At 37.3% G+C, this 25187-nt stretch carries 18 protein-coding genes; 13 read left to right on the top strand and 5 right to left on the bottom strand.

The window, feature by feature from the left end; translation table 11 throughout:
• The first annotated feature begins 8 nt into the window (after positions 1–8).
• The 6 genes from thrC to BUB91_RS02675 all read left to right on the top strand — a co-directional run bounded on the left by thrC (position 9) and on the right by BUB91_RS02675 (position 8735).
• Entirely contained in the window at positions 9–1307 is a 1299-nt protein-coding gene (gene thrC, locus BUB91_RS02700) for a threonine synthase (RefSeq protein WP_073096643.1), read from the top strand.
• Positions 1308–1361: 54 nt separating this feature from the next.
• On the top strand, positions 1362–2444 hold the full coding sequence (gcvT, locus tag BUB91_RS02695) for a glycine cleavage system aminomethyltransferase GcvT (protein WP_073096641.1): 1083 nt from the start codon (positions 1362–1364) through the stop codon (positions 2442–2444).
• 37 nt (positions 2445–2481) lie between these two features.
• Positions 2482–3291, top strand: coding sequence for a sugar nucleotide-binding protein (locus tag BUB91_RS02690; RefSeq protein ID WP_073096639.1), 810 nt, complete (start codon positions 2482–2484; stop codon positions 3289–3291).
• A gap of 7 nt (positions 3292–3298) precedes the next feature.
• Positions 3299–4372 carry a DUF3810 domain-containing protein gene (locus tag BUB91_RS02685; protein ID WP_073096636.1) on the top strand — a complete coding sequence of 358 codons (1074 nt, stop codon included), beginning with the start codon at positions 3299–3301 and terminating at the stop codon, positions 4370–4372.
• Positions 4373–4461: 89 nt separating this feature from the next.
• Entirely contained in the window at positions 4462–7434 is a 2973-nt protein-coding gene (locus BUB91_RS02680; protein ID WP_073096634.1) for an amidohydrolase family protein, read from the top strand.
• Positions 7435–7436: 2 nt separating this feature from the next.
• A complete protein-coding gene (locus tag BUB91_RS02675; protein WP_073096631.1) occupies positions 7437–8735 on the top strand; it encodes an amidohydrolase family protein in 1299 nt (432 codons plus the stop codon).
• A gap of 83 nt (positions 8736–8818) precedes the next feature.
• Here BUB91_RS02675 and BUB91_RS02670 read toward each other — a convergent pair whose 3' ends face one another.
• Together BUB91_RS02670 and gyrA are read right to left on the bottom strand one after the other, a co-directional pair.
• Complete coding sequence (locus BUB91_RS02670) at positions 8819–10084, bottom strand: tetratricopeptide repeat protein (RefSeq protein WP_073096628.1); 1266 nt, start codon at positions 10082–10084, stop codon at positions 8819–8821.
• Between the two features lie 28 nt (positions 10085–10112).
• Positions 10113–12653, bottom strand: a complete 2541-nt coding sequence (gene gyrA, locus BUB91_RS02665; protein WP_073096625.1) for a DNA gyrase subunit A — start codon at positions 12651–12653, stop codon at positions 10113–10115.
• A gap of 249 nt (positions 12654–12902) precedes the next feature.
• On the opposite strand from gyrA, the gene BUB91_RS02660 reads away from it, so the two are divergent.
• A complete protein-coding gene (locus BUB91_RS02660) occupies positions 12903–15449 on the top strand; it encodes an ATP-dependent Clp protease ATP-binding subunit (RefSeq protein ID WP_073096622.1) in 2547 nt (848 codons plus the stop codon).
• Between the two features lie 525 nt (positions 15450–15974).
• On the opposite strand, the gene BUB91_RS02655 is transcribed toward BUB91_RS02660, so the two are convergent.
• The 3 genes from BUB91_RS02655 to msrA form a co-directional block, all read right to left on the bottom strand.
• A complete protein-coding gene (locus BUB91_RS02655) occupies positions 15975–16283 on the bottom strand; it encodes a hypothetical protein (RefSeq protein WP_073096619.1) in 309 nt (102 codons plus the stop codon).
• A 114-nt stretch (positions 16284–16397) separates the two neighbouring features.
• Positions 16398–16997 carry a GTP cyclohydrolase I FolE gene (folE, locus tag BUB91_RS02650; protein ID WP_073096617.1) on the bottom strand — a complete coding sequence of 200 codons (600 nt, stop codon included), beginning with the start codon at positions 16995–16997 and terminating at the stop codon, positions 16398–16400.
• Positions 16998–17009: 12 nt separating this feature from the next.
• A complete protein-coding gene (gene msrA, locus BUB91_RS02645) occupies positions 17010–17564 on the bottom strand; it encodes a peptide-methionine (S)-S-oxide reductase MsrA (RefSeq protein WP_394342896.1) in 555 nt (184 codons plus the stop codon).
• Between the two features lie 306 nt (positions 17565–17870).
• Between msrA and BUB91_RS02640 the strand changes: the two genes are divergently transcribed.
• The 6 genes from BUB91_RS02640 to BUB91_RS02615 all read left to right on the top strand — a co-directional run bounded on the left by BUB91_RS02640 (position 17871) and on the right by BUB91_RS02615 (position 25187).
• Positions 17871–18533, top strand: coding sequence for an ABC transporter ATP-binding protein (locus BUB91_RS02640; RefSeq protein WP_073096611.1), 663 nt, complete (start codon positions 17871–17873; stop codon positions 18531–18533).
• Positions 18514–19305 carry a TIGR02757 family protein gene (locus tag BUB91_RS02635; RefSeq protein ID WP_073096606.1) on the top strand — a complete coding sequence of 264 codons (792 nt, stop codon included), beginning with the start codon at positions 18514–18516 and terminating at the stop codon, positions 19303–19305. Before BUB91_RS02640 ends, BUB91_RS02635 begins: the two co-directional genes overlap by 20 nt.
• Positions 19306–19443: 138 nt before the next feature.
• Positions 19444–20655 carry a sensor histidine kinase gene (locus BUB91_RS02630; protein ID WP_073096603.1) on the top strand — a complete coding sequence of 404 codons (1212 nt, stop codon included), beginning with the start codon at positions 19444–19446 and terminating at the stop codon, positions 20653–20655.
• A 40-nt stretch (positions 20656–20695) separates the two neighbouring features.
• A complete protein-coding gene (locus BUB91_RS02625; protein ID WP_073096600.1) occupies positions 20696–21943 on the top strand; it encodes a sensor histidine kinase in 1248 nt (415 codons plus the stop codon).
• A gap of 74 nt (positions 21944–22017) precedes the next feature.
• Positions 22018–23937, top strand: a complete 1920-nt coding sequence (locus BUB91_RS02620; protein ID WP_073096597.1) for a vWA domain-containing protein — start codon at positions 22018–22020, stop codon at positions 23935–23937.
• The gene (locus BUB91_RS02615) at positions 23934–25187 is read left to right on the top strand and encodes a dihydroorotase (protein WP_073096594.1); all 1254 of its coding nucleotides are present in this window, start codon (positions 23934–23936) and stop codon (positions 25185–25187) included. Before BUB91_RS02620 ends, BUB91_RS02615 begins: the two co-directional genes overlap by 4 nt.

Below are 25187 nucleotides of genomic sequence, written 5' to 3'. Positions count from 1 at the left end.
TAGAAAAAATGAACTATTACAGTTTAAACGGAAAAGCACCAGAAGTAGGTTTAGAGGAAGCGATTGTACGCGGAATTGCTCCGGATAAAGGCTTATACTTTCCGGAAGAAATCAAGCCACTTCCTGCATCATTTTTTGAAAATATCGAAAACCTTTCTAACAACGAAATTGCCTTTGAAGCGATTCATCAATTTGTAGATGGCGTCATCCCGGATGAAGCTCTAAAAGACATCATTGCCGATGTGCTTTCTTTTGATTTTCCAATTGTAGAATTAGAAGAAAATATCGCGACTCTTGAATTATTTCATGGTCCAACCATGGCTTTTAAAGATGTTGGTGCGCGTTTTATGGCGCGTTGCCTGGGCTACTTTTCAGCTCAAAAAGACACTAAAGAACCGGTTACGGTTTTGGTAGCGACAAGTGGAGATACCGGTGGTGCAGTTGCCCGTGGTTTTCTAAATGTGGAAGGTGTAGATGTGGTCATCCTCTATCCTACCGGTAAGGTGAGTGACATTCAAGAAAAGCAATTAACAACTCTAGGGGCAAATATAACAGCTCTTGAAGTGGATGGTGTTTTTGACGATTGCCAGGCAATGGTTAAAACCGCCTTTTTGGATGAGGAAATCACTACTAAACGTAAATTGACTTCAGCCAATTCTATTAATATCGCACGCTGGTTACCGCAATTATTCTATTTCTTATTTGCTTACAAACAGGCAAAATCTAAGGGAAAAGAACTGGTTTTCTCGGTCCCTAGTGGAAACTTCGGTAATATTTGTGCCGGAATGGTTGCGCATAAATTGGGGATGCCTGTGAAGCATTTTGTCGCATCGGTGAATCAAAACGACATCGTTCCTGAGTTCCTGAAAACCGGAGTTTACAAACCAAAACCTTCAGTAGCAACCATAAGCAATGCCATGGATGTAGGTGATCCTTCAAACTTCATTCGTATTCAGCAATTATTCAATAACGATTTGGAGGCGCTTTCGCAGAAACTTTCTTCGTTTTCCTATGATGATGAGCAGACTAAAGAAGCGATGCAGCACATCTACAAAGAGACCGGGTACATTGCAGATCCACACGGTGCAGTAGGTTATTTAGGACTTAAAAACTACCTCAAAGACCATCCTGATGCCTACGGAATCTTCTTAGAAACCGCACATCCGGTGAAGTTTTTACCGGTGGTTAATCCGGTGATTGATGCAGAAATTGCGATTCCCCCACAAATTGAAGAAGTTATGCATAAGGAAAAGCAAGCTACGGCCATTAAAAACTACGAAGAATTTAAGTCTTTTTTGTTGGGCTAGTCTCCCTCGTTTTACATGCAGTTTTGATACATTTGTGCTCTTAAAAAATCACAGATGAAAGCTACTGCACTTACTAAAATACACGAAGATCTTGGAGCTAAAATGGTTCCGTTTGCCGGTTACAATATGCCTGTTTCTTATGAAGGCGTAAATGCTGAACACGAAACCGTGCGCAACGGCGTCGGGGTTTTTGACGTCTCGCATATGGGCGAATTCCTGGCAATTGGCGAGAAAGCACTCGATTTGCTTCAAAAAGTGTGTAGCAATGACGTATCTAAATTAAAAATAGGTGGCGCACAATACAACTGCTTACCCAATAATGAAGGTGGAATTGTAGACGATCTTATCGTTTATCACATTCGTGAAAACGAATATTTATTGGTAGTTAACGCTTCTAATATTGAAAAAGACTGGGAGTGGATCAGCAGCCATAACGAATTTGGCGTTGAGCTTAAGAACATCTCTGATGATTTTTCGCTGTTGGCTATTCAAGGACCAAAGGCAATTGAAGCGATGCAGTCGCTAACAGAAACCGATCTTTCTGCTATAAAATTCTACAATTTTGAAGTAGCCCCTTTTGCCGGTATAGATCACGTGATCATCAGCGCAACCGGCTATACGGGAAGCGGCGGTTTTGAAATCTATTGCCACAACGACCATGCAGAACAATTATGGGCAAAAGTTTTTGAAGCAGGAAAGGATTTCGGAATCAAACCTATAGGTCTTGCTGCGCGCGACACCTTGCGTCTGGAAATGGGATATTGTTTGTATGGAAATGACATAGATGATACCACATCTCCTATCGAAGCGGGTCTGGGATGGATTACTAAATTCACCAAAGACTTTGTAAACAGTGATGCTTTAAAAACTCAAAAAGAAAACGGACCTGAACGCAAGTTAATTGGTTTTGAATTGACCGAACGCGGTATTCCACGTCACGGTTATGAGATCGCAGATGCAAATGATACAGTTATTGGCATAGTCACTTCCGGAACAATGTCTCCTTCCTTATCGAAAGGTATTGGCCTGGGTTACGTCAAAAGAGATTTAGCAAAGGTTGATACTGAGATTTTCATCAAAGTGCGCAATAAAAGCATCCCGGCTAAAGTTGTAAAACTGCCTTTTTATAAAGGCTAAAAACTGAAATTTTATCCCTACTCAAAATACACATAGAATATTAATTCTGGGAGCCAGTGGTTTCTTGGGTGGTGCCTTGTATAAAGAATTACACCGGTACTACGATACCTATGGCACGTATCATACCGGCAAGATTTATTCAGACAACCGGCATTTTATTCATTTTGATGTCACGCAAGACAGTATTTATGAAGTGTTGAATCAGGTAAGACCTACTTTGGTTATTTCAGCATTAAGAGGAGATTTTGAAGGTCAGGTAGAAGCTCATGAAGATTTGTGTGATTTTGCACAGCGCACCGGTATTTTTGTGATCTATTTGTCTTCAGCTAATGTATTTGATGCCTTTACCAATTACCCCAGTTATGAGCTTGACAAAACCCTTTCTGAAAGTAAATATGGTAAATTAAAAATACGCTGTGAAAACTTTTTCCTCAATTTCCTACCGGAAGAACACTATGCAATCATCAGGTTGCCGATGGTTTTTGGAGTAAACTCTCCGCGGATTCGACAGATTAAAAATGCAGTTTTACTTCAGGAACAAGTTGAAGTTTTTCCGCATTTAATTATGAATACCACCACAGACCGAAAGCTGGGGCAGCAAATTCATTATATCATCAACAGAAAGTGTTTTGGCATTTTTCATTTAGGAAGCAATGACCTGATTCATCATCAAGAATTTATAAACGAGATCATTGCAAAACTTGATTTAAAAATCAAACCTCAATTTAAACTCGTTTACACCTCTAACTTTGACAGATATCTGGCTGTTTTACCAAAAGACAACAAATTACCCGGTCATTTGAGTATTACAAACGAAGAAGTAGTCGCCGAATCTCAGGTTTATTAGAAAATATATGAAACTCAAAAAACTGCTTCTTTACACAGGTCTGCTTCTCTTGCAAATAGTAGGCTTAAAAGTTGTAGCCCAATTCCCGCAGTTTATTGAAACGTATTACAGCAATGGTTTTTACCAGTATTCGTCCAAACTATTTCGGTATGTACTGGGTTGGATTCCGTTTTCCTTTGGAGATGTGATGTATGCCGTGCTCATAATCTACCTCATTGTTTCTGTTATAAAATTGTTCAACAAACGCTTCAGAAATGGAATTCAATTTCTAACCGAAGGACTTCTTTTTGCTAACATTATTTACTTCAGTTTTCATTTGCTTTGGGGCTTAAATTATTACCGCCTTCCTTTGCATCAGGCACTGGATTTAGATAAAGAATACACCACTGAAGAATTGATAAGTCTTACCCAACGACTCATCAAAAGATCTAACACACTACATCTGGAACTACAAGAAAACGACAGCCTGCCTGTAGAATTTCCATACACTTTAAATGAAATTTTTAAAGAAACGCCTAATGGGTATGCAATCGTGGAAAACAACTTCCCGAAGTTAGACTACGCACCTAAGAGCATTAAGAATTCCCTTTTTAGACTTCCGTTAAGCTATATGGGTTTTGGCGGATACCTCAATCCTATTTCCCAAGAAGGGCAAGTAAACGGACTTTTACCAGCTCATCGCTGGCCTTTAGTGAGTTGCCACGAAGAAGCACATCAACTGGGATTTGCTAAGGAAAATGAAGCCAACTTTATAGCAGTAATGGCAACTACCAATAATCCCAACCCCTATTTTCAATATTCGGGTTGTATTTTCGCTTTGCGTTATTGTTTAAACGACGTGTATGTTCGTAATCCAAATGCCGGCGAATTACTCACCAAAAACATACGACCAGGTATCATTGCAAACTATCGGCAGTCCAGAGATTTTTGGATTGAATACCAAAATCCTTTAGAGCCACTTTTAGCCAAATTTTACGGCGGTTATCTCAAGGCAAACAATCAACCTGCCGGTATGCAGAGCTATAGCTATGTTGTGGCCTTACTTGTAAACTACTTCAAAGGAAATTCTCAAGTCCTCTAAGCGTTAAAAATATCCTAATTTCCCTTATAAAGCCTTAAAGAATCAGACCAACGCTTAATTTAGAAGAAACTCTTAAATTAAGTTAAATTATGAACAAAAAACTATTCTGCACCGGATGGTTATTATTCATGTTCTGTTTGGTTTCAGCACAAGAATATTTTCCGGTAAATGATGGAGTAAAAACCATCAACACCAACTACACACTCTTCAACAATGCAACTTTGCATCCTTCTCCGGGAGAAACTATTAAAGATGGAAGCCTTCTTATTAAAGACGGCAAAATAGTTTCGATAGGCAAATCTGTAAAAGCACCTAAAAATGCGGTTGTAATTGATCTTCAAGACAAACACATTTACCCATCATTTGTAGAACTATATTCCACCTTTGGGATTGAAGTTCCTAAAAGACAAGGTGGCGGTCGCAGTCCACAATACGAACCGACACGTGATGGTTATTACTGGAATGACCACATACGTGCTGAAACAAATGCACTGAATGATTTTGAATACGACAGCAAAGCCGCTGAAGATTTATTGAAAGCTGGTTTTGGCGTTGTGAGTTCGCACAAAGCAGATGGGCTTGCACGAGGTAATGGTATTCTTGTAGCTTTAAATTCTGACGGGAATACAGCAGAGCGTTTGATAGACACCCGCTCTGCTCAATTCTTTTCTTTTGATAAAAGCAACTTGTCGCCACAATCGTATCCAGGTTCTATTATGGGAGCTACAGCACTTATAAGACAGGTCTTTGTAGATGCAGATTGGTATGCAAAAGGAAATGTAGATACACGTGACCTTTCACTCGAGGCTTTAAACGCAAATATGGATCTGCCGCAGATCTTTGTGGGCGACGGCCTTTATGATGATTTGCGCATTGCCAGCCTTTCTAAAGAAACCGGAGTTCCGTTTATCATCGTAGGTGGTGGTGACGAGTACAAGCGCATAGACGAAGTTAAAGCTACTGAAGCTTCTTATATTATCCCAGTGAATTTTCAAGATGCTTATGATGTAGAAGACCCGTATCAGGCAGATTATGTTAGTTTAAGCCAAATGCTTGAATGGAATCAAGAACCTACAAATCCTGCAAAACTACAAGATGCCGGATTGAAGTTTGCAATTACAACAAATGACCTTAAATCTCCAGATGATTTATTCCCAATGCTTCGCAAAGCATTTAAATATGGCTTAAAAGAAGAAACAGCTTTAAAAGCATTAACGACTGTACCCGCTGAGTTATTGGGGAAATCTGACGTTCTGGGAGCTTTAAAACAAGGAGCTTGGGCAAACCTCCTGATAACTTCAGGAAATCTATTTGATGAAGAATCTATAGTTTATGAAAACTGGGTTCAAGGTTCTCAAAACATCATTAAAGATGCTTCAGTTATTGATATTGATGGAAGCTATACCTTAAACCTAAGCGGCAAAACCTATGAGATGACTATTTCTAAATCTACCGAAAAACCTTCGGTAACCGTAAAAAGCGGTGACACAAAATTAGGCTCTAAAATTAGTTATGCTGACGGATGGTTGAATGTTATGATTACCGGAACAGATTCCGAAGCAAAAGAATACACGCGCATCATCACTCAAGCAAGCGCTACTTCCCCCTGGAGCGGAAAAGCCATTCTTCCTAATGGAACAGAAACCACTTTTACAGCTACTAAAAAAGCCGATTCAGAAACGGAAGACGAAAAAGACGACGACGAGAAAGAAGAAATACCTCCTGTTGTTATGCCCCTCACCTATCCTAATGTTGCTTACGGTTATGAAGAAAAACCAAAAGCTCAACCTATTCTATTTAAAAATGCTACAGTTTGGACCAATGAAGAAGCAGGTATTCTTGAAGAAACAGATGTTTTGGTCAAAAATGGTAAAATCACAAAAGTTGGTAAAGATCTTAGTGCCGGTGGCGCTATGGTCGTTGACGCAACCGGAAAACATTTAACCAGCGGAATTATAGATGAACATTCGCATATCGCTGCGTTTTCAATTAATGAGTCCGGTCAAAACTCTTCAGCTGAAGTTCGTATGAAAGATGCTGTAAATCCTGACGATTTAGACATCTACAGGGATCTTGCGGGCGGTGTTACAACCGTACAATTACTTCATGGTTCTGCCAACCCAATAGGCGGTCAATCTGCGGTAATGAAGCTCAAATGGGGTTCTAGTATTGATGAAATGGTTTTAGACGAAGCCAAGTTTATCAAATTTGCTTTAGGTGAAAATGTAAAACAATCCAATTGGGGAAGCTATAGCAGATTTCCGCAGACCCGAATGGGAGTTCAACAAATGTTTACAGACTATTTTCAACGGGCTCGAGAATACCAAACTAAGAAAAGCAGTGGAGAAGCTTTCCGTAAAGATTATGAGCTGGAAACATTATCAGAAATCTTAAATGCAGAACGCTTTATCACCTCGCATTCTTACGTTCAAAGTGAGATCAATATGTTGATGAAAGTTGCTGATAGTTTTGATTTTAGAATCAACACGTTTACACACATTCTCGAAGGCTATAAAGTTGCAGATAAAATGGCAGAGCATGGCGTTGCCGGTTCTACGTTTAGTGATTGGTGGGCTTACAAATATGAAGTAAATGACGCGATACCTTATAATGCTGCTATTATGTGGAGTCAAGGTGTCTTAACAGGAATTAATAGTGATGACGCAGAAATGAGTCGCAGATTGAATCAGGAAGCTGCAAAAACAATGAAGTATGGCGGCGTACCTGAAGAAGAAGCTTGGAAATTTGTTACACTAAATCCAGCAAAAATGCTGCATATTGATGGTCGCACCGGTAGTATCAAAGAAGGTAAAGACGCAGATCTTGTTCTATGGTCTACGCATCCAATGTCTGTAAGCGCTGTAGCTGAGAAGACTTTAGTTGAAGGTATTGTTTATTTTGATATTGAGAAAGACAAAGAACTGAAGCAAGAAGTAGCAGAGAAAAAGAACACATTGACCACGATGATGCTTGGTGCTAAAAACAAAGGTTTAAAAACGCAGCCTGCCAAAAAAGAAGAAAAACAGCGTTTAGATTGTGACACATTAGAAACCTTAAACTGATTATGAAAACAACTCAAAAACTATATATACTGTTCTTATTTGCAGCTTTTAGCCTGCAAGCACAACAAACACCAGCTCCTAAACAAAGGGGAGACATCACGCTTACCGGAGGTTTCGCTCACATAGGTAATGGTAAAGTAATAGAAAACAGTCTCATTTTTATCACCGACGGAAAGATTACAGGTGTTTATGATGCGACGACTACAAAACGCCCTTTAAAAGGTGAAATCATAAAAATAGACGGGCAACACGTTTACCCGGGTTTTATAGCTCCTGATACCACATTAGGTCTTGTTGAAATTTCTGCGGTACGGGCTACTGAAGATCAAGACGAGATTGGCGAATACAATCCACATATCGAAGCTATCGTTGCATACAATGCAGAATCTAAGGTTGTTGAAAGTATGCGTCCTAACGGAGTGCTTATCGCGCAAGCTGTCCCTCAAGGAGGAACAATTTCCGGAGAATCTTCAGTTGTACAATTAGATGCATGGAATTGGGAAGATGCTGCGGTTAAAAGAGGGGATGGTATTCACCTTAACTGGCCAAACAGCTACAGTCGTGGTCGCTGGTGGTTAGGTGAAGACCCCGGTTATAGCCCTAATAAAAAGTATGCATCAGACATCACCGAGTTGAAAGATTTTATGGTGCAGTCTACTGCTTATAAATCTGGTGATGCTTCTATTAAAAACTTACCGTTTGCAGCAATGCAAGATGTTTTAGAGGGAACACAAAACCTTTATGTGCATGTAGATTCTGAAAAGGAAATTTTAGATGTATTGAAATTCAAAAAAGAAATGAATTTGAATAAAGTGGTTTTAGTTGGTGCCTACCGCGCATACAAAGTTGCCGATCAAATCGCAACAGCTGATGTCCCTGTGATTTTAGCTCGTGTACACAGCCTTCCTGAAGCTGAAGATGACGCTTATGACATTTCATTTAAAATGGCTAAAACATTAGTTGACGCAGGCGTTACAGTAGCCTTAGGTAATAGTGGTGAATACTGGCAATCGCGTAACATTCCGTTTTATGCCGGACAAACAACTGCACACGGTTTAAGTTTTGAAGATGCCTTACAACTTATCACAAAGAATCCAGCAACTATTTTAGGTCTAGGCGATAAATTGGGAACACTTGAAGCTGGTAAAGATGCTACACTTTTTGTAAGCACCGGAAACGCTTTAGAAATGATGGGTAACAATATTACATACGCCTTCATAAACGGAAGAAGCATCAGTCTTGAATCACATCAAACCGAACTTTGGAAACGCTATATGGAAAAGTATGAAAGAACAGAATAGATTCTTTTAAAACTTCAAACATAAAAAAAGTCCGATTCAACATTGAATCGGACTTTTTAAATTTTAAGCTATTAAACTAATTATTAGCCTTGCATAGCATCTAATTTAGTTTTGTATTCTTTAGCTTCCTCATCATTACCTAACTGAACATGGATGTTATATAAGGTACGTACAGCTTCGATATTTGGAGTTTCCCCAGAAGTTGCTTTTTCTAAATAAGGAACAGCATCTTTATAAAGCTGCAAACGCTTATCTTTAAGTTCTTCGTACTTCTTATTATCTGCTTTAGTGTTTCCTAAAGAGTTCATTTGCTCAATAATCTCTTTATCCTGACCTAACATTAATGCAGCTATGTTTAAGTTCGCACCTGAATAGTTAGGGTCAATTTCTAGAGCTTTTTTATAATATCCTAAAGCCTTCTCTGTGTTACCAGAATCTGCAGCACCAACACCTAAGTTGAAATAAAGACCAGGATTGTTAGGGTCTTTAGCGATTACCTTATTCAAAGTAGCTTCATACTCATCAGTCATACCCATTTTCAAGTATACATCAGCAGCAGAACGCAATAAGGCATCATCATCAGGGTTTTCTGCTAACGCGTCTTTAATTGCATCTAAAGCTTCTTCATTTTTACCTTCTTGGATATAAATTAGGGCGATGTTTTTTGCGATTTCACCAGAACGAGACTCCGTAACTTCAGTTTTAGGATCTTCGTGGGTACCAGATTTTACAAATAAATCTCTTTGTTGTTCAGAAGGAAAACTCTCTACTTCACCACTTTCTTTATTCTTAGCAGTGTATTTAGTCTCGATACCCGTATACCCTAAATCTTTTAATTGACCGTAGTAGTCTAATGCCGTATCAAAGTTCTGACCGTTAACAGCGTTAGAAGCTGCAAAATAAAGGTAAGACGTATCCTTAGGTGTTAACGTGTAAAGTGTATATAATTTAGTAGCTGCTGCATCATATTTTTGAGCATTCTGATCATCTACTGCAGAAGAAATAACAGCGTTCATAGCAGTTTGCTTATAAGTTAAAGCTTCCTCACCATATTTACCACCATCATTGAATTCGCTAACTTTTGAAAAAGCTTCCATCGCTTTAAGGAGATCATCAGCATTTTTATTCTCTTCTGCTCCTAAATATGCTCTACCTTTTACAAAATAGTAGTATTCTTTTTCTTTCTCATCCATTTGGCCCATCATACTTTCAAGACCATTAATTTCAGTTTGTGCCTCGGCATAACTACCAGATTCGACTGTTTTTTCGGCAGATTTTATCTCTCTTTTCTGCGCAAAAGTAACAGCGCTAAACGATAGTGCCGCAAGCAATAAAGATTTAGTTTTCATTATTTGTTAAATTTATATTCGACTTTAATTATTCTTCCTCGTCAGAAGAAGGTTTTTCAATATTTGGATTGTCTGTATTCTCAGTACTTTTTACAATTACTTCTCCGTCTTCATCAACTTCGATATCATCTTCATCTTTCTTGACTTTAGTAACTGCTGCAATGGTATCTCCATTCTTAAGATTAATTAAACGAACACCTTGTGTTGCACGCCCCATAACTCTTAATTCTGAAACTGCCATTCTAATTGCGATACCAGATTTATTGATGATCATCAAATCATCTTCATCTGTCACATTATTAATTGCAACTAGATTTCCGGTTTTTTCAGTAATAGAAATTGTTTTAACTCCTTTACCTCCACGGTTCGTAACTCTATAATCTTCAACAAGAGAACGCTTACCATAACCATTTTCTGAAACAACGAGAACATTAGACTCTGAATCATTCACAGCTACCATTCCTATCACTTCATCATTATCATCCTCAAGAGTTATGCCACGCACACCAGATGCGTTTCTACCCATCGGTCTGGTCTTCTCTTCTTCAAAACGAATAGCTTTACCAGATTTAACCGCTAGCATCACTTGACTATCTCCTGTTGTAAGTTTAGCAGCAAGTAACTCATCACCATCTTTAATAGTTATCGCATTGATACCATTTGTACGAGGTCTTGAGTATTGTTCCAGAGAAGTTTTCTTAACCTGCCCTTTCTTGGTAGCCATAATGACATAATGACTGTTAGTGTACTCTTCATCTTTCAAGTCATTTGTACAGATGAAAGCTTTCACTTTATCGTCTGGCTCTATATTTATTAGATTCTGAATTGCTCTACCTTTTGATGTTTTACTTCCTTCGGGTATTTCAAATACGCGAATCCAGAAACATTTTCCTTTTTGAGTAAAGAAGATAAGGTACTGATGGTTTGTACCTACAAATAAGTGCTCTAAGAAATCTTCATTACGTGTTGTTGAGCCTTTTTGACCAACTCCACCTCTATTTTGAGTTTTATACTCCATTAACGAAGTTCGCTTAACATATCCCGCATGTGAAATAGTAAGAACAACTTTCTCATCAGGAATCAAGTCTGTGATGCTTACATCTCCACCTGCAATATCTATACTGGTACGACGCTCATCACCATATTTAGCTTTGATTTCTTGTAATTCTTCCTGAATGATTTCCATTCTGCGCTCTTTACGCGCTAAAATATCTTTGAGTTCCTCTATAAGCTTCATAATGCCATCATACTCTTCACGCAACTTGTCTTGTTCAAGACCGGTAAGCTGTCGTAAACGCATTTCAACAATAGCACGAGCTTGTATCTCACTCAATTCAAAACGCTCAATTAATTTATTTCGCGCTTCTTCAGCATTGCTACTTGATCGAATTAAGGCGATTACTTCATCTATATTATCTGAAGCGATGATAAGTCCTTCTAGTATATGAGCTCTATCTTCTGCTTTCTTCAACTCATATTCAGTACGTCTCACAACAACCTCGTGGCGGTGTTCTACAAAATGATGAATCATATCCTTAAGATTCAACATCTGCGGACGACCTTTTACAAGAGCAATGTTATTTACACTAAACGAAGATTGTAAAGCAGTATATTTATATAAAGTATTGAGAACAATATTAGGAATAGCATCACGCTTAAGAACATAAACGATACGCATACCGTTACGGTCAGACTCATCACGTATAGAGGCTATACCTTCTATTTTCTTATCATTTACAAGATCAGCTGTCTTCTTAATCATATCGGCTTTATTCACCTGATATGGAATCTCACTCACGATTATACATTCTCTCCCTTTAACCTCTTCAATAATCGCTTTAGCTCTAAGCACCACACGACCACGACCGGTCTTAAATGCCTCACGCACACCCTCGTAACCATAAATAGTCCCACCAGTAGGAAAATCTGGTGCAGTCACATGCTGCATCAATTCGTCTATCTCGATGTCGTTATTTTCAATATAAGCAGTGATGCCATTAATAACTTCCGTAAGGTTATGAGGCGGCATATTGGTAGCCATACCCACAGCAATACCCGATGCTCCATTTACTAAAAGTCCCGGAATACGCGTAGGTAATACGGTAGGTTCTTTTAAAGTATCATCAAAGTTTAAAGTATGATCTACAGTATCTTTATCTATATCCGCAAGCATCTCTTCAGAAATCTTACGCATACGCGCCTCTGTATATCGCATAGCCGCAGGGCTATCACCATCTACAGAACCAAAGTTACCCTGACCATCTACAAGCATATATCGCAAACTCCATTCCTGAGCCATACGTACCATCGTGTCGTATACAGAAGTATCCCCGTGTGGGTGATACTTCCCCAATACTTCCCCAACGATTCTTGCTGACTTTTTATGAGCAGTATTCGAGCGAACACCTAATTCGTGCATTCCAAATAAAACACGTCTGTGTACAGGTTTTAAACCGTCACGTACATCTGGTAGCGCACGTGACACGATGACCGACATTGAATAATCAATGTAGGCTGATTTCATTTCATCTTCAATGTTGATAGGAATTAACTTCTCTCCTTCAGCCATATGTATTTATCTTTAAATAATTGGTTTAAACAGTAAGGGGCAATATACGTTTTTCTCGTGTGTTTTCGGTATTTCACCTTTAGCCACCTACCGCTTTTTATTAACAAAAATAAATTTTGGTTTTTAATAAGTATGCTTAACTTCCATTGTGTCTTTGAAAGTAATTTTGTCAATTTACTTACAAAGTTATGAACGGAATGGTTTTTGAATTATTCTATTTAAAAATCTAAGAAAAAGATTGGAGCGTTTATGGATGATAATTTTTCCCCAAGAGTTAAAGATGTAATAGCCTTTAGTAAAGAAGAAGCTTTACGATTAGGTCATGATTTTATAGGAACCGAACATTTAATGTTAGGACTTCTTCGTGACGGAAGCGGCAAAGCTATCGAGATTTTACAAGCTTTAGATGTAGACCTAAGTCACTTAAGACGCAAGGTAGAAATCTTAAGTCCGGCAAATCCCGGTTCTGGTCTGGCTAGCAATGACAAAAAGAATTTACATCTTACAAGGCAGGCAGAACGTGCCTTAAAAACCACTTTTTTAGAAGCTAAACTTTTTCAAAGTTCTTCTATTAACACAGCGCATCTTTTACTTTGTGTTTTACGCAACGAGAACGATCCAACAACCAAGTTGCTCAACAAACTCAAAGTAGATTATGACAATGTAAAAGATCAATTTAAGCTTATGATGACTAGTGATGACGATTATATAGAGCCCATTAAAAGTGAGTCGTTTAGTGAAGACGACGGCACTGCAGATTCTTCTAAGGAAAATCCTTTTAATACTCCCGGAAATAAATCGAATAAAAAATCTAAAACTCCGGTGTTAGACAATTTTGGTCGAGATCTTACAGCTATGGCTGAAGAAGATAAATTGGATCCGGTTGTAGGCCGTGAGAAAGAAATAGAGCGTGTTTCTCAAATATTGAGTAGACGTAAAAAGAACAATCCTTTGCTTATAGGGGAGCCTGGTGTAGGTAAATCTGCAATTGCAGAAGGCCTTGCCTTACGCATTGTTAAACGTAAAGTTTCGCGTATTCTTTTTGATAAGCGGGTGGTAACTTTAGACCTTGCAAGTCTTGTTGCAGGCACTAAATATCGCGGCCAATTTGAAGAGCGTATGAAAGCTGTGATGAATGAATTAGAAAAGAATTCTGACATCATACTTTTTATAGATGAGATTCATACTATTGTAGGTGCAGGTGGCGCTACAGGTTCGCTAGACGCGAGTAATATGTTTAAACCGGCACTAGCACGTGGCGAGATACAATGTATTGGGGCTACTACGCTTGATGAATACAGACAATATATCGAAAAAGATGGTGCTTTAGAGCGTCGCTTTCAAAAGGTAATTGTTGAACCTACCAATGAAGAAGAAACCATTGAGATCCTTAATAACATCAAGGATAAATATGAAGATCACCATAATGTAGAATACACACCAGAAGCTATAAAAGCTTGTGTTACGCTTACCAGCAGATACATTACAGATCGTTTTCTTCCAGACAAGGCAATTGATGCTTTAGATGAGGCAGGTTCTCGTGTGCATATCATAAATATTGATGTTCCTAAAAAGATTTTAGATCTGGAACGTCAACTTGAAGAAGTACGTGAGCGTAAAAATTCTGTTGTTAAAAAACAGAAATATGAAGAGGCTGCAAAACTGCGTGATGATGAGAAAAATATTGAAAAGGAATTAGCAGTTGCGCAACAAAACTGGGAAGAAGATTCTAAACAACATAAAGAAACGGTATCAGAAGATAATGTTGCTGACGTTGTTTCTATGATGTCTGGAATTCCAGTTAATAGAATTGCGAAAACCGAAAGCAACAAGCTTGCTGAATTACCTAAATCTATAAAAGCTAAGGTTATTGGTCAGGATGAAGCTGTTGCAAAAGTTGCTAAAGCAATTCAGCGTAATCGCGCCGGACTTAAAGATCCGCATAAACCAATTGGTTCGTTTATCTTTTTAGGTCAGACTGGTGTTGGTAAAACGCAGCTTGCAAAGATTTTAGCTACCGAATTATTTGACAACGAAGATTCACTTGTTCGTATTGATATGAGTGAGTATATGGAAAAATTTGCCATTTCTCGCTTAATTGGCGCACCTCCGGGATACGTAGGTTATGAAGAAGGTGGTCAGCTTACTGAAAAAGTAAGAAGAAAGCCCTATTCAGTTATCTTATTAGATGAGATCGAAAAAGCACATCCAGATGTTTTCAATATGCTGCTTCAGGTTCTTGATGACGGCTATATCACAGATTCTTTAGGCCGAAAAATTGACTTTAGAAACACCGTGATTATTATGACATCAAATATTGGTGCACGTAAACTGAAGGATTTTGGTCAGGGAGTTGGTTTTGGTACCGCTGCGCGTCAACAACAAGCAGATGATAACGCTAAAGGCGTGATTCAACAAGCCCTTAAAAAGGCTTTCGCTCCAGAATTTTTGAACCGTGTAGATGATGTTGTTGTATTCAACGCACTAGATCGCAAAGAAATTCACCTAATTATTGATATCGAGCTTAAAAAACTGTATCAACGTATTGAGTCTCTGGGTTACCACCTAGAACTTAGTGATAAAGCGAAAGACTTTATCAGCGATAAAGGTTTTGATAAGGAATACGGTGCAAGACCTCTTAAGAGAGCTATTCAAAAATATATTGAAGATGCCCTAGCGGAAGAGATTATAACTTCTAAGGTAAGTGAAGGCGATAATATCTTTATGGATATTGAAGAAGGTAAAGATGAATTGACAATTAGAATTGAGAAGACTGAAAATTCTGCTCAATCTTAAATCAAAATTAAACAGAACTTAAAAGTCGCCAGTTGGCGACTTTTTTTTTGCTCATCTTATATACTCAACTTCTTCTTGCTCTCAATTAGATTTAAATATCGGTATTCTTGAATTACACGAATCGTTTACCATAGGCTATATATCCATATAGATTTTGATCAAAAGGAACGTCAAATTTTCTTAGATGTATGTCTAGATTATTTCAATCAAAAGCCATTCGGATATATTTCAATAAGGGAACATGGGCACAGCATTAACCCACTTATTAATATAAACTTAAACAAAGTAGATAACCTTAAAGTATTTGCCATAGTTTCTTTTTCTGAAATATGTAAAAGCAACGCTAAAATTGAAGGAGAGTTTTTCAAAAAAAAGACATTCAGAATATTTGGTACTAAAGAAGAAGCTATGCTGTGGATGAAAAATGCCATAAAACATCCGTAGGAGAATTTTAAATTTTGATTCTTAGAGATTAAGAAAAACAAAAAAAAAAAGGATACTAATTAGCATCCTTTTTTTGTTTTTTTAATCGTTAATACGAATTGGAATAACTCGAGTATTCCTTTCAGGTTGCGAGCTCATTAAATAAGTATAAATCCACATTAAAGTGAATGACGGGATTATATCTGTAAATGGAAGTATCTCTTCTATAAATACTATTATTGAAGCAATTTTACCATTTCTGCCGGGATACATTTCACCCATTTGTTTTGCAGCATAGGGCGCCCAAGCGAGATCTAAAAAAGGACCTACAACAGGTATCGCCATAGAAAGCATTCCAATCAAATCAAAAAGAACACCCTTAAATAATAAATTATAATTTAATGTTTTCATCTGAAATTGTTTTAATCACTATTGAAACACTGAGACTATTCTCAAATTCAATAATCTCCCCAATATGATTAATAGTTGGATAGACATTTAAAGATAAGCAAATAACTTGCCAAACTAACTTAAATCTGAACCAATAAGCTTTAAAAACTCATTACGCGTTTCATTGTGCTCAAACTGTCCTCTAAACCCAGATGTAGTTGTTGTAGAATTTTGTTTTTGAACGCCGCGCATCATCATACACATATGTGAAGCTTCAATAACAACCGCTACACCTTGTGGCTTCAATGTATTATTGATACACTCTAAAATATCATGTGTTAAACGCTCTTGCACCTGTAATCTGCGTGAAAAAACATCTACCACACGAGGCAATTTACTTAATCCTACAATATGACCGTTAGGGATATAGGCTATGTGTGCTTTCCCAAAAAAAGGTAACAGATGATGTTCACATAAAGAATACAACTCTATATTCTTTACGATTACCATCTCATTATAATCTTCTTTAAACATCGCACCGCTCAAGATTTCACTTGCATCTACATCATAACCACTGGTAAGATACATCATCGCTTTAGCTGCACGCTCTGGCGTTTTTACAATTCCTTCGCGATTTACATCTTCACCAAGATCTGCAATAATTGATTTATAACGATCTTTTATACCTTCCTGAACCTCGATATTGTATTCTTCAAATTCTCTATATGGCCTCATAAACTGTATTTTCTATAAATAAACCTCCTGAAGTTTATTTCGGTAAAGTTGCTTAATTTTATTCACTTTAGGATTTATAATAAACTGGCAATAACCCTGCATTTTATTCTTGTTATAATAAGAATCGTGCTCTTCTTCTGCCAGATAAAATGGTTTTGCTTCGGTCACTTCTGTGACAATTTTAGAATCAAAAACCTGCTCAGAATCCAGATACTTGATGAAATTTTCAGCTTTTTGTTTTTGTTCTTCGGTATGGTAAAAGATAGCGCTTCTATATTGTGTCCCTACATCATTACCTTGACGGTTTAAAGTTGTAGGATCGTGCGTGGTAAAAAATACCTGAAGCAACTCTTGATACGAAATAACACTTGGATCGTAGTCAAACTGTATTCCTTCAGCATGACCGGTTCTCCCCTGACACACTTCGCGATATGGCGGATTTTTAATAAATCCCCCCGTATAACCACTCTTCACATTATAAATTCCTTTAAAACGCTGAAAAACTGCTTCGGAACACCAAAAACAACCATTAGCGAATGTAGCTTTTTCTAAATTCTCACTCATCATAACAAATATATAACCTGATACTAGTTTAAAGGTTAGTTTAACCTTTTGTTAATACATTTCATCAAATCGTTAAACAAAATGACAAAATCCATCTGCATTAGCTTTAATCTTTCACACTGTCTTATCTTTGAAAACTGATTATCAAAGCTGATTTTTCTTAAGATTGAAATGCAACAAGCTAGTCGAAAAATTGTTGTTTATCTTACGAAAAAATACCAGCCTTTGTATAATAACGCTATTAGAGTTTAATGACTTTTAAAATTTATTTAAACCCGAATATCAACCCACACTGATTTTAGAAAAACGATGATTAAAGCTGAAAATATTTATAAATCCTACGGTTCTGTAGAAGTGCTGAAAGGAGTTGATTTAGAGATAAAAAGTGGAGAGGTAGTGTCTGTTGTAGGTGCCAGCGGCGCAGGTAAAACCACACTCTTACAAATTTTAGGAACTCTAGATCGCGCAGACAAAAAACCCAATACCAGCTTAAGCATTAATGATACGCTTATTACCTCATTAAGCGAAAAAGAACTCAGTAAATTTAGAAACCTCAATATTGGTTTTATTTTTCAGTTTCATCAGCTTTTGCCAGAATTTACAGCTTTGGAGAATGTATGCATCCCAGCTTTTATAGCTAAAAAAAGCAAAGCTGAAGCAGAAACCAAGGCTAAAGAATTATTAGGCTTTCTGGGGCTTGATCACCGCATCAACCACAAACCCGGAGAATTATCTGGAGGTGAGCAACAACGTGTTGCTGTAGCACGATCTTTAATTAATGAACCGGCGCTTATTTTAGCCGATGAACCTTCTGGAAATTTAGATAGTGAATCTGCAGAAAACCTACACAAACTCTTTTTTAAACTACGCGACACCTACAATCAAACTTTTGTAATTGTGACGCATAATGAAGATCTTGCTGCAATGGCAGATCGCAAACTAAGCATGGTAGATGGCAAAATCGTCGCTTAAGCTCAACAAAACACAGCTTAAAGAATTTCTAGATGAAAAAGCGGCTTTATACGAAAGCCCAAAATTTATAGGTACAGACCCTATCCAAATTCCACATCAGTTTTCTAAAAAAGAAGATATTGAAATTATAGGCTTTCTGGTTGCCACAATTGCTTGGGGAAATCGCAAAAGCATTATTACTAATGGCAATAAACTGATAAATCTTTTAGAGGAGAATCCGTATGACTTTGTAATCAATCACTCGGAAGATGATCTTGATTATTTACAAAATTTTGTTCACCGTACTTTCAATGGTATTGACCTCATTACTTTTATTAAAAGTTTGAAAAATATTTATTTGAACCATGGCGGACTTGAAGAAATATTTTCAAAATACAAATCAAAAAACTCCTTACAGCCTGCTATAACTGAGTTTAAAAAGCTTTTTTTTGAAATAGAACATTTACGACGTACTCAAAAACACGTAAGCGACCCTTCAAAAAAATCTGCTGCAAAACGCATCAATATGTTTTTAAGGTGGATGGTAAGACCCAATACTGCAGGAGTAGATTTTGGAATTTGGAATCAAATTCCGGCTGCAGTACTATCTTGTCCGTTAGATGTACATTCAGGCAGAGTTGCTCGTGATCTAGGTCTTTTAAAGCGTAATCAGAATGATGCTTTAGCACTTGCTGAACTTGATAAACAGTTGAGAAAACTAGATGCTGAAGATCCTGTGAAATATGATTTTGCACTGTTTGGCTTGAGCGCTTTTGAGAACGATTTATTTTAAATCATTAAGTAGCATTTATACTATTATTTAGTACATTTATTCTCGATAAAGACAATACCTCTTTACTTAGAAATAAAGATTAAAGGTGCAAACTTAACCTCTCAAGCACTAATCTTTATCAAGACTCCTAAATTAAATATGCAAATACCAGCCAAACCTATAAATGAACAAGATCGATTACTAGAACTTCGGCAATTAAAGCTGATGCACACAGAAACCGATCCTAATTTTGATATCATTACAAGACTTGCTTCGGCTATTTGCGAAGTACCAATCGCTGTAATCTCGCTGATAGATTCTGACCAACAATGGTTTAAATCAAAAACAGGTTGGGATATTTGCGATACAGAACGTGACATTTCATTTTGTGCGCACGCCATACTTCAGCCTAAAGAAATTACTATTATCCCAGATTCTCGATTAGATACAAGGTTTAAAAACAATCCGTTGCTCACTTCAGACTATCCGGTTATTTTTTACGCAGGAGTTCCGTTACTTACTAAAAAAGGGAATGCTATTGGTACGCTATGTATCATAGATCATCAACCTAAAACGCTCTCAAAATCTCAACTTGCATCTTTAAAAGATTTGGCATCCCAAGTAGAAAGTTTATTTGAGTTGCGTAAAAGTAATCTTCAACTGCGAGAGGTAGAAAGCTTACTTCAGAAAAAAAATGAACAATTGAGAAAATTTGCGGGTACCGTGTCTCATGATATGAAAATGCCTCTTGCAAATATGATTGTTACTACAGATATTTTAAAAGCAAAGTATTCCCCTAGTCTTGACGAGCAAGGCATAAATTACCTTTCTTATCTAAAGCAATCTTCATTTTCACTGAGCGACTATATAGATAATTTACTTTCTTATTACGAAAGCGAAGCACTCACCGTGCAAAATCTGGAAGTATTCGATCTGCACGATCTTTTGGAAGAAATTATTGATTTACTGAACATAAACGAAGATTATATCATCAATTTGCCTGAAAATGGCATCGAAATACAAACCAATAGGTCAGCTTTAAATCAGATACTGCTGAATCTTATCACAAACAGTCTTAAGTATAATGACAAAGACACCGGAATCATAAACATTAATTGCGTAGAAGACCACGCGTATTATTACATTCAGGTTTCAGATAACGGAAGAGGCATTCCACAGAATAAAATAGAAAGCATATTTGATTTATTCAGTACAGCTTCAGAAACAGACAATAAAGGCAAAAAAGGTAATGGTATAGGTCTTTCTACCGTGCGTAATTTAGTTCATTCTTTGGGTGGAATTATTAGCGTAAGCAGTGAAGAACACAAAGGTGCCACTTTTGATTTTACAATAAAAAAGCTAAGCGTATAATCTGAATATTTGTTTATTATATTTACATTCATTTTATAGCATGTTGCAAATAGACGAACAAAAAAGACAAAAGGCTGTTGACTCTTACAAATTGGTAGGAACCTTGCCCGAAAAAAGTTATGATGATATCACCCAGATAGCATCATTCATCTGCGGCACCCCCATCGCGTTAATCACCATGCTTGATTATAACCGTAACTTTTTAAAGTCTCATTACGGTGTTCCTTTTAATGAATCTCCTCGTGAGATTTCTTTTTGCACCCATGCCATACAAACTAAAGATTCTGTTTTTATAATTCCAGATGCTCGCCTAGATGACCGCTTCAAGAACAACCCGCTGGTTACTGGTGATCTAAAAGCTATTTTTTATGCAGGAGTGCCTCTTATAGATAAAGGCGGGCACGCATTAGGGACGCTTTGCGTTTTTGATCATGAACCTCGCGAACTCAACGATAAACAAATAAGCACTATGGTTGCTCTTGCCAGCCAAGTCGTGAGTCTTTTTGAACTGCGTCGTCAAAACATTGAAAATAAAAATCTACAAAAAAATCTTCTTAAGAAAAATAGTCTCTTAAAAGAATTTGCAGGTGTGGTTTCCCATGATATGAAAATGCCTTTGGCTAATATCATTACCACAACAGACCTGCTCAAAACCAAATACAAAGAGCTGCTAGATGAGAAAGGATTGGATTATTTGAATTATCTCAAAAGTTCTTCTTTTTCACTAAGTGAATACATAAACGGAATTTTACAGCATTACGAGAGTGATAATCTCACAATAGATCAGCGAGAATCGTTTGACATTCACGATTTATTGGAGCAAATAGAAGATATGCTCAATCACGATTACAAGACCGTAATAAACCTGCCGGAAGCGAATCACATCATATATTGTAACCGTGTTGCTTTGCATCAGATTTTCATCAACCTATTAGGCAACAGCCTTAAATACAATGACAAAAAAGAGCCGGTAATTAACGTTGATTTTAATGAAGACGATAATTTTTACCGTTTTAAAGTCATTGACAACGGCATTGGGATTCCGCAAGAGAAAATAGAAGAGATTTTCAATCTATTTTCTATTGTAGCTCCAAAAGATAACAACGGAAACCGCGGCAATGGAATAGGCCTGTCTACTGTTAAAAAACTGGTTGCTAATCTAGGCGGAAAAATCAGTGTTACTTCTAAAATAGGCGAAGGAAGCACCTTTGAGTTTTCGGCTCGAAAAGAAAATATCCCAACACTAATCAGCGGTCCGGAAAAAGACAATTCAGATTTAATAGCATAACAAAATAAAGCAGGAAAACACAAGCTTTAAAAAATCAAAACCAGTATTTTCGTTTAGCCGAAATGTGCTTACTTATGCAGTTTAAAAACCCAGAAATTCTTTACGCGCTTTTTCTACTGCTCATACCCATTCTCATTCATTTATTTCAGTTAAGACGTTTTAAAAAGACGCCTTTTTCTAATGTTGCTTTTCTAGAAAAAATCATTCAAAATACACGCAAAAGCAGTTCGCTAAAAAAGTGGCTCGTTCTATGTACCCGTATTTTAGCTTTAGGTCTTCTTATACTAGCGTTTGCTCAACCCTTCTTCCCAGCTACGGAAACAGCTGTTAAACCTCGAGAAACAGTTATTTTTATTGACAATTCGTTTAGCATGCAAGCTAACGGTAAAAAAGGAAATCTTTTAAACGAAGCCAAACAAGATCTATTAACAAACCTGCCTCAGGATGAACGCTTGACTTTGGTTACATGGGATAATGTAATAAAAGATTTTGATCCTACAACAGACCGCAATCTTTTACTAGACCTCGATTTCACAGGAAAAACCACAAATGCCGAAAGTTTATTATTACGATTAAACACCTACTTCGCTAACGACCAAACAACAGCAAAACAACTTATCATAATTTCAGATTTTCAAGATATTGGTTTACGAGAAGCTTTAGACACCAATCAAGTTGCTCAACACAGAGTGATTTTACAATCGGCTACATTAGAAAATTACGCCATAGACAGTTTGAGCCTACAGGGAACTGGTGAGCGCTACAATTTAAATGTGATGCTACGCAGCTCCTTCCCTACCCAGGCAGAACTTCCGGTTTCGCTATTTAACAAGGATAAACTCATCGCAAAAGCTTCGGTGCAGTTCAAAGAACGCGATACAGCTTCTGTAAATTTTCAGCTGGATACAGATCAGGCAATAGCCGGAAAGTTGAGTATTGCCGACCCTGATTTGCGTTTTGATAATGATTTCTATTTCAGTATTAATAAAACGAATCCGCTGAAGGTTTTAGCGATTTCAAATGCTGACGATGATTTTCTAAGAAGATTGTACAAATCAGAAGAATACCAGTTTACCACTGTTTTTGAAAATCAGTTGGATTATGGGATGCTTTCTGAACAGAACCTTATAATTCTAAATGAACCCCAAAAAGTACCGGCAGAGCTGGCTAATCTTCTCAAAACACATACCCAACAAGGCGGAGCATTGATCTTGATTCCAGCGATGGATGTACCTTCAAGCACTTATAGCAATCTTCTGAACACATTTGGTTTTTCTGGATTTTCAGAAAAAAGTGATCTTCCACAGCGCATTACAGACATCAATTATGATCATCCGTTGTATCAAAATGTCTTCAATGGAAGATCTTCTAATTTGCAATCACACGTCGTACAGACGTATTTTCCTTTAGAAATAACTAATTCGATTCTAAGCTTGGAGAACGGTGCGCCATTTCTAACAAAAATAAATAACCTGTACGTTTTTACGGGTGGACTTAACATAACCAATAGTAATTTTATTAATGGGCAACTCATTGTACCAACTTTCGATAAAATTGCGAAAACAGCACTTTCTCTTCCACAAACGTATTACACGTTAGGCACGCAAAATAGTTTCGATATCAATATCACAATTCCCGAAGATGCGGTTGTAGTTCTTGAAAAAGACAACCAGCAATTCATTCCACTTCAAGAAAAACAAGGAAATAAAATTCGTATTTCGGCAAAAGAAGGTATTGAAAAAGCCGGTTTGTATGCTCTAAAGTTTAAAAATGACACACTGGCTACTGTTGCTTATAATTATAACAGAAGCGAAAGCAAACTTCAAGAAGTTACCCTTGAACCAATTAAAGGTATATCTGAAAACTCAAATATACCCGACCTATTGAATACACTAGAAGAAGAGACAAATCTCAATTTTCTTTACAAATGGTTTGTTATTTTTGCACTGCTCGCATTTGTATTAGAAATGTTTATCCTAAAAAAGTTTAAATGAACGCACGCATCACTCAGGCAACGCTACTGGATGAATCTAACCCGCACCACGGTAAACAAGTAGATATCCGTATTGAAAAAGGTATTATTACCGAGATTGCTTCAACGCTAGAAGCAAAAAAAGGTGAAGAACTCATCAACTTTGAAAATCTCACAGTTTCACCAGGTTGGTTTGATAGCAGCGTGAGCATAGGAGAACCGGGATATGAAGAACGAGAGACTATAAAAAACGGACTACTTGTCGCTGCAAAAAGTGGATTCACAGGAATTGCTTTAAACCCAAATTCCTATCCCGTGCCCGACACGAGTTCGTCAATTGCATTTTTACAAAATAAAGCTGCAAATAATGCTGTGGAGCTTTTTCCAATTGGAGCATTGACTCAAAAATCTGAGGGAGTTGATCTTGCTGAATTATACGATATGCAACAGGCCGGTGCGATTGCTTTTGGAGATTACCAGCACGCGATTAAAAACCCCAATTTGCTAAAGATTGCTTTACAGTATACACAGGGTTTTAATGGCTTGGTTTTGTCTTTTCCGCAGGAAGATGATTTGATTATAAAAGGAATGGCAAACGAAGGAGAAACCGCAATCAAGCTTGGGTTGAAAGGAATGCCTGCTCTTGCTGAACATTTGCAAATTGCCCGCGACCTTTATATTTTAGAATATACAGGAGGAAAATTACACATCCCGACGATCTCAACTGCTCAGAGTGTTGCGTTAATCAAGGAAGCTAAAGCTAAAGGTTTAGATGTAACGTGTAGTGTTGCAATCACTAACCTATTCTTTACAGACACTGTTTTAGAAGATTTTGATACCCGCTATAAAGTAACTCCACCACTGCGTAATGAAGAAGATCGAAAAGCTCTTGTTGCGGGAATTAAAGACGGCACAATAGATATGGTTACCAGTGACCACAATCCGCTGGATATTGAACAAAAGAAACTAGAATTTGACCATGCAAAATTCGGAACTATTGCTCAGGAAGCAACTTTAGGAGCATTATTGACTTTAGTTTCAGAGAAAAAAGCTGTGCAATTATTAACTGCAGGTCGTAAGCGTTTTACTGAAACTACTTCTAAAATCGAAATGGGTCAACCTGCAAACCTAAGTTTGTTTACCACAAAAGGAACGAGCACATTCACCAAAGAAATGATTCTTTCTAAATCTAAAAATGCAGCTTTCTTAGGTGCAAAACTGAAAGGAAAAGTTTATGGAATCATTGCTAATAATCAGTTTACAGCATCTTAA

Origin of the sequence: Leeuwenhoekiella marinoflava DSM 3653, from assembly GCF_900129005.1 — a bacterium.
Lineage (GTDB): Bacteria > Bacteroidota > Bacteroidia > Flavobacteriales > Flavobacteriaceae > Leeuwenhoekiella > Leeuwenhoekiella marinoflava.
The sequence above is the reverse complement of the archived record's forward strand: the minus strand, read 5'-3'. Positions and strand labels throughout refer to the sequence as shown.

Bases quoted from the DNA above. Each gene is read 5' to 3' on its own strand.
- thrC (WP_073096643.1), top strand. From the start codon at position 9: ATGAACTATTACAGTTTAAACGGAAAAGCACCAGAAGTAGGTTTAGAG.
- gcvT (WP_073096641.1), top strand. From the start codon at position 1,362: ATGAAAGCTACTGCACTTACTAAAATACACGAAGATCTTGGAGCTAAA.
- BUB91_RS02685 (WP_073096636.1), top strand. From the start codon at position 3,299: ATGAAACTCAAAAAACTGCTTCTTTACACAGGTCTGCTTCTCTTGCAA.
- BUB91_RS02680 (WP_073096634.1), top strand. From the start codon at position 4,462: ATGAACAAAAAACTATTCTGCACCGGATGGTTATTATTCATGTTCTGT.
- BUB91_RS02675 (WP_073096631.1), top strand. From the start codon at position 7,437: ATGAAAACAACTCAAAAACTATATATACTGTTCTTATTTGCAGCTTTT.
- BUB91_RS02670 (WP_073096628.1), bottom strand. From the start codon at position 10,084: ATGAAAACTAAATCTTTATTGCTTGCGGCACTATCGTTTAGCGCTGTT.
- gyrA (WP_073096625.1), bottom strand. From the start codon at position 12,653: ATGGCTGAAGGAGAGAAGTTAATTCCTATCAACATTGAAGATGAAATG.
- BUB91_RS02660 (WP_073096622.1), top strand. From the start codon at position 12,903: ATGGATGATAATTTTTCCCCAAGAGTTAAAGATGTAATAGCCTTTAGT.
- BUB91_RS02655 (WP_073096619.1), bottom strand. From the start codon at position 16,283: ATGAAAACATTAAATTATAATTTATTATTTAAGGGTGTTCTTTTTGAT.
- folE (WP_073096617.1), bottom strand. From the start codon at position 16,997: ATGAGGCCATATAGAGAATTTGAAGAATACAATATCGAGGTTCAGGAA.
- msrA (WP_394342896.1), bottom strand. From the start codon at position 17,564: ATGATGAGTGAGAATTTAGAAAAAGCTACATTCGCTAATGGTTGTTTT.
- BUB91_RS02640 (WP_073096611.1), top strand. From the start codon at position 17,871: ATGATTAAAGCTGAAAATATTTATAAATCCTACGGTTCTGTAGAAGTG.
- BUB91_RS02635 (WP_073096606.1), top strand. From the start codon at position 18,514: ATGGCAAAATCGTCGCTTAAGCTCAACAAAACACAGCTTAAAGAATTT.
- BUB91_RS02630 (WP_073096603.1), top strand. From the start codon at position 19,444: ATGCAAATACCAGCCAAACCTATAAATGAACAAGATCGATTACTAGAA.
- BUB91_RS02625 (WP_073096600.1), top strand. From the start codon at position 20,696: ATGTTGCAAATAGACGAACAAAAAAGACAAAAGGCTGTTGACTCTTAC.
- BUB91_RS02620 (WP_073096597.1), top strand. From the start codon at position 22,018: ATGCAGTTTAAAAACCCAGAAATTCTTTACGCGCTTTTTCTACTGCTC.
- BUB91_RS02615 (WP_073096594.1), top strand. From the start codon at position 23,934: ATGAACGCACGCATCACTCAGGCAACGCTACTGGATGAATCTAACCCG.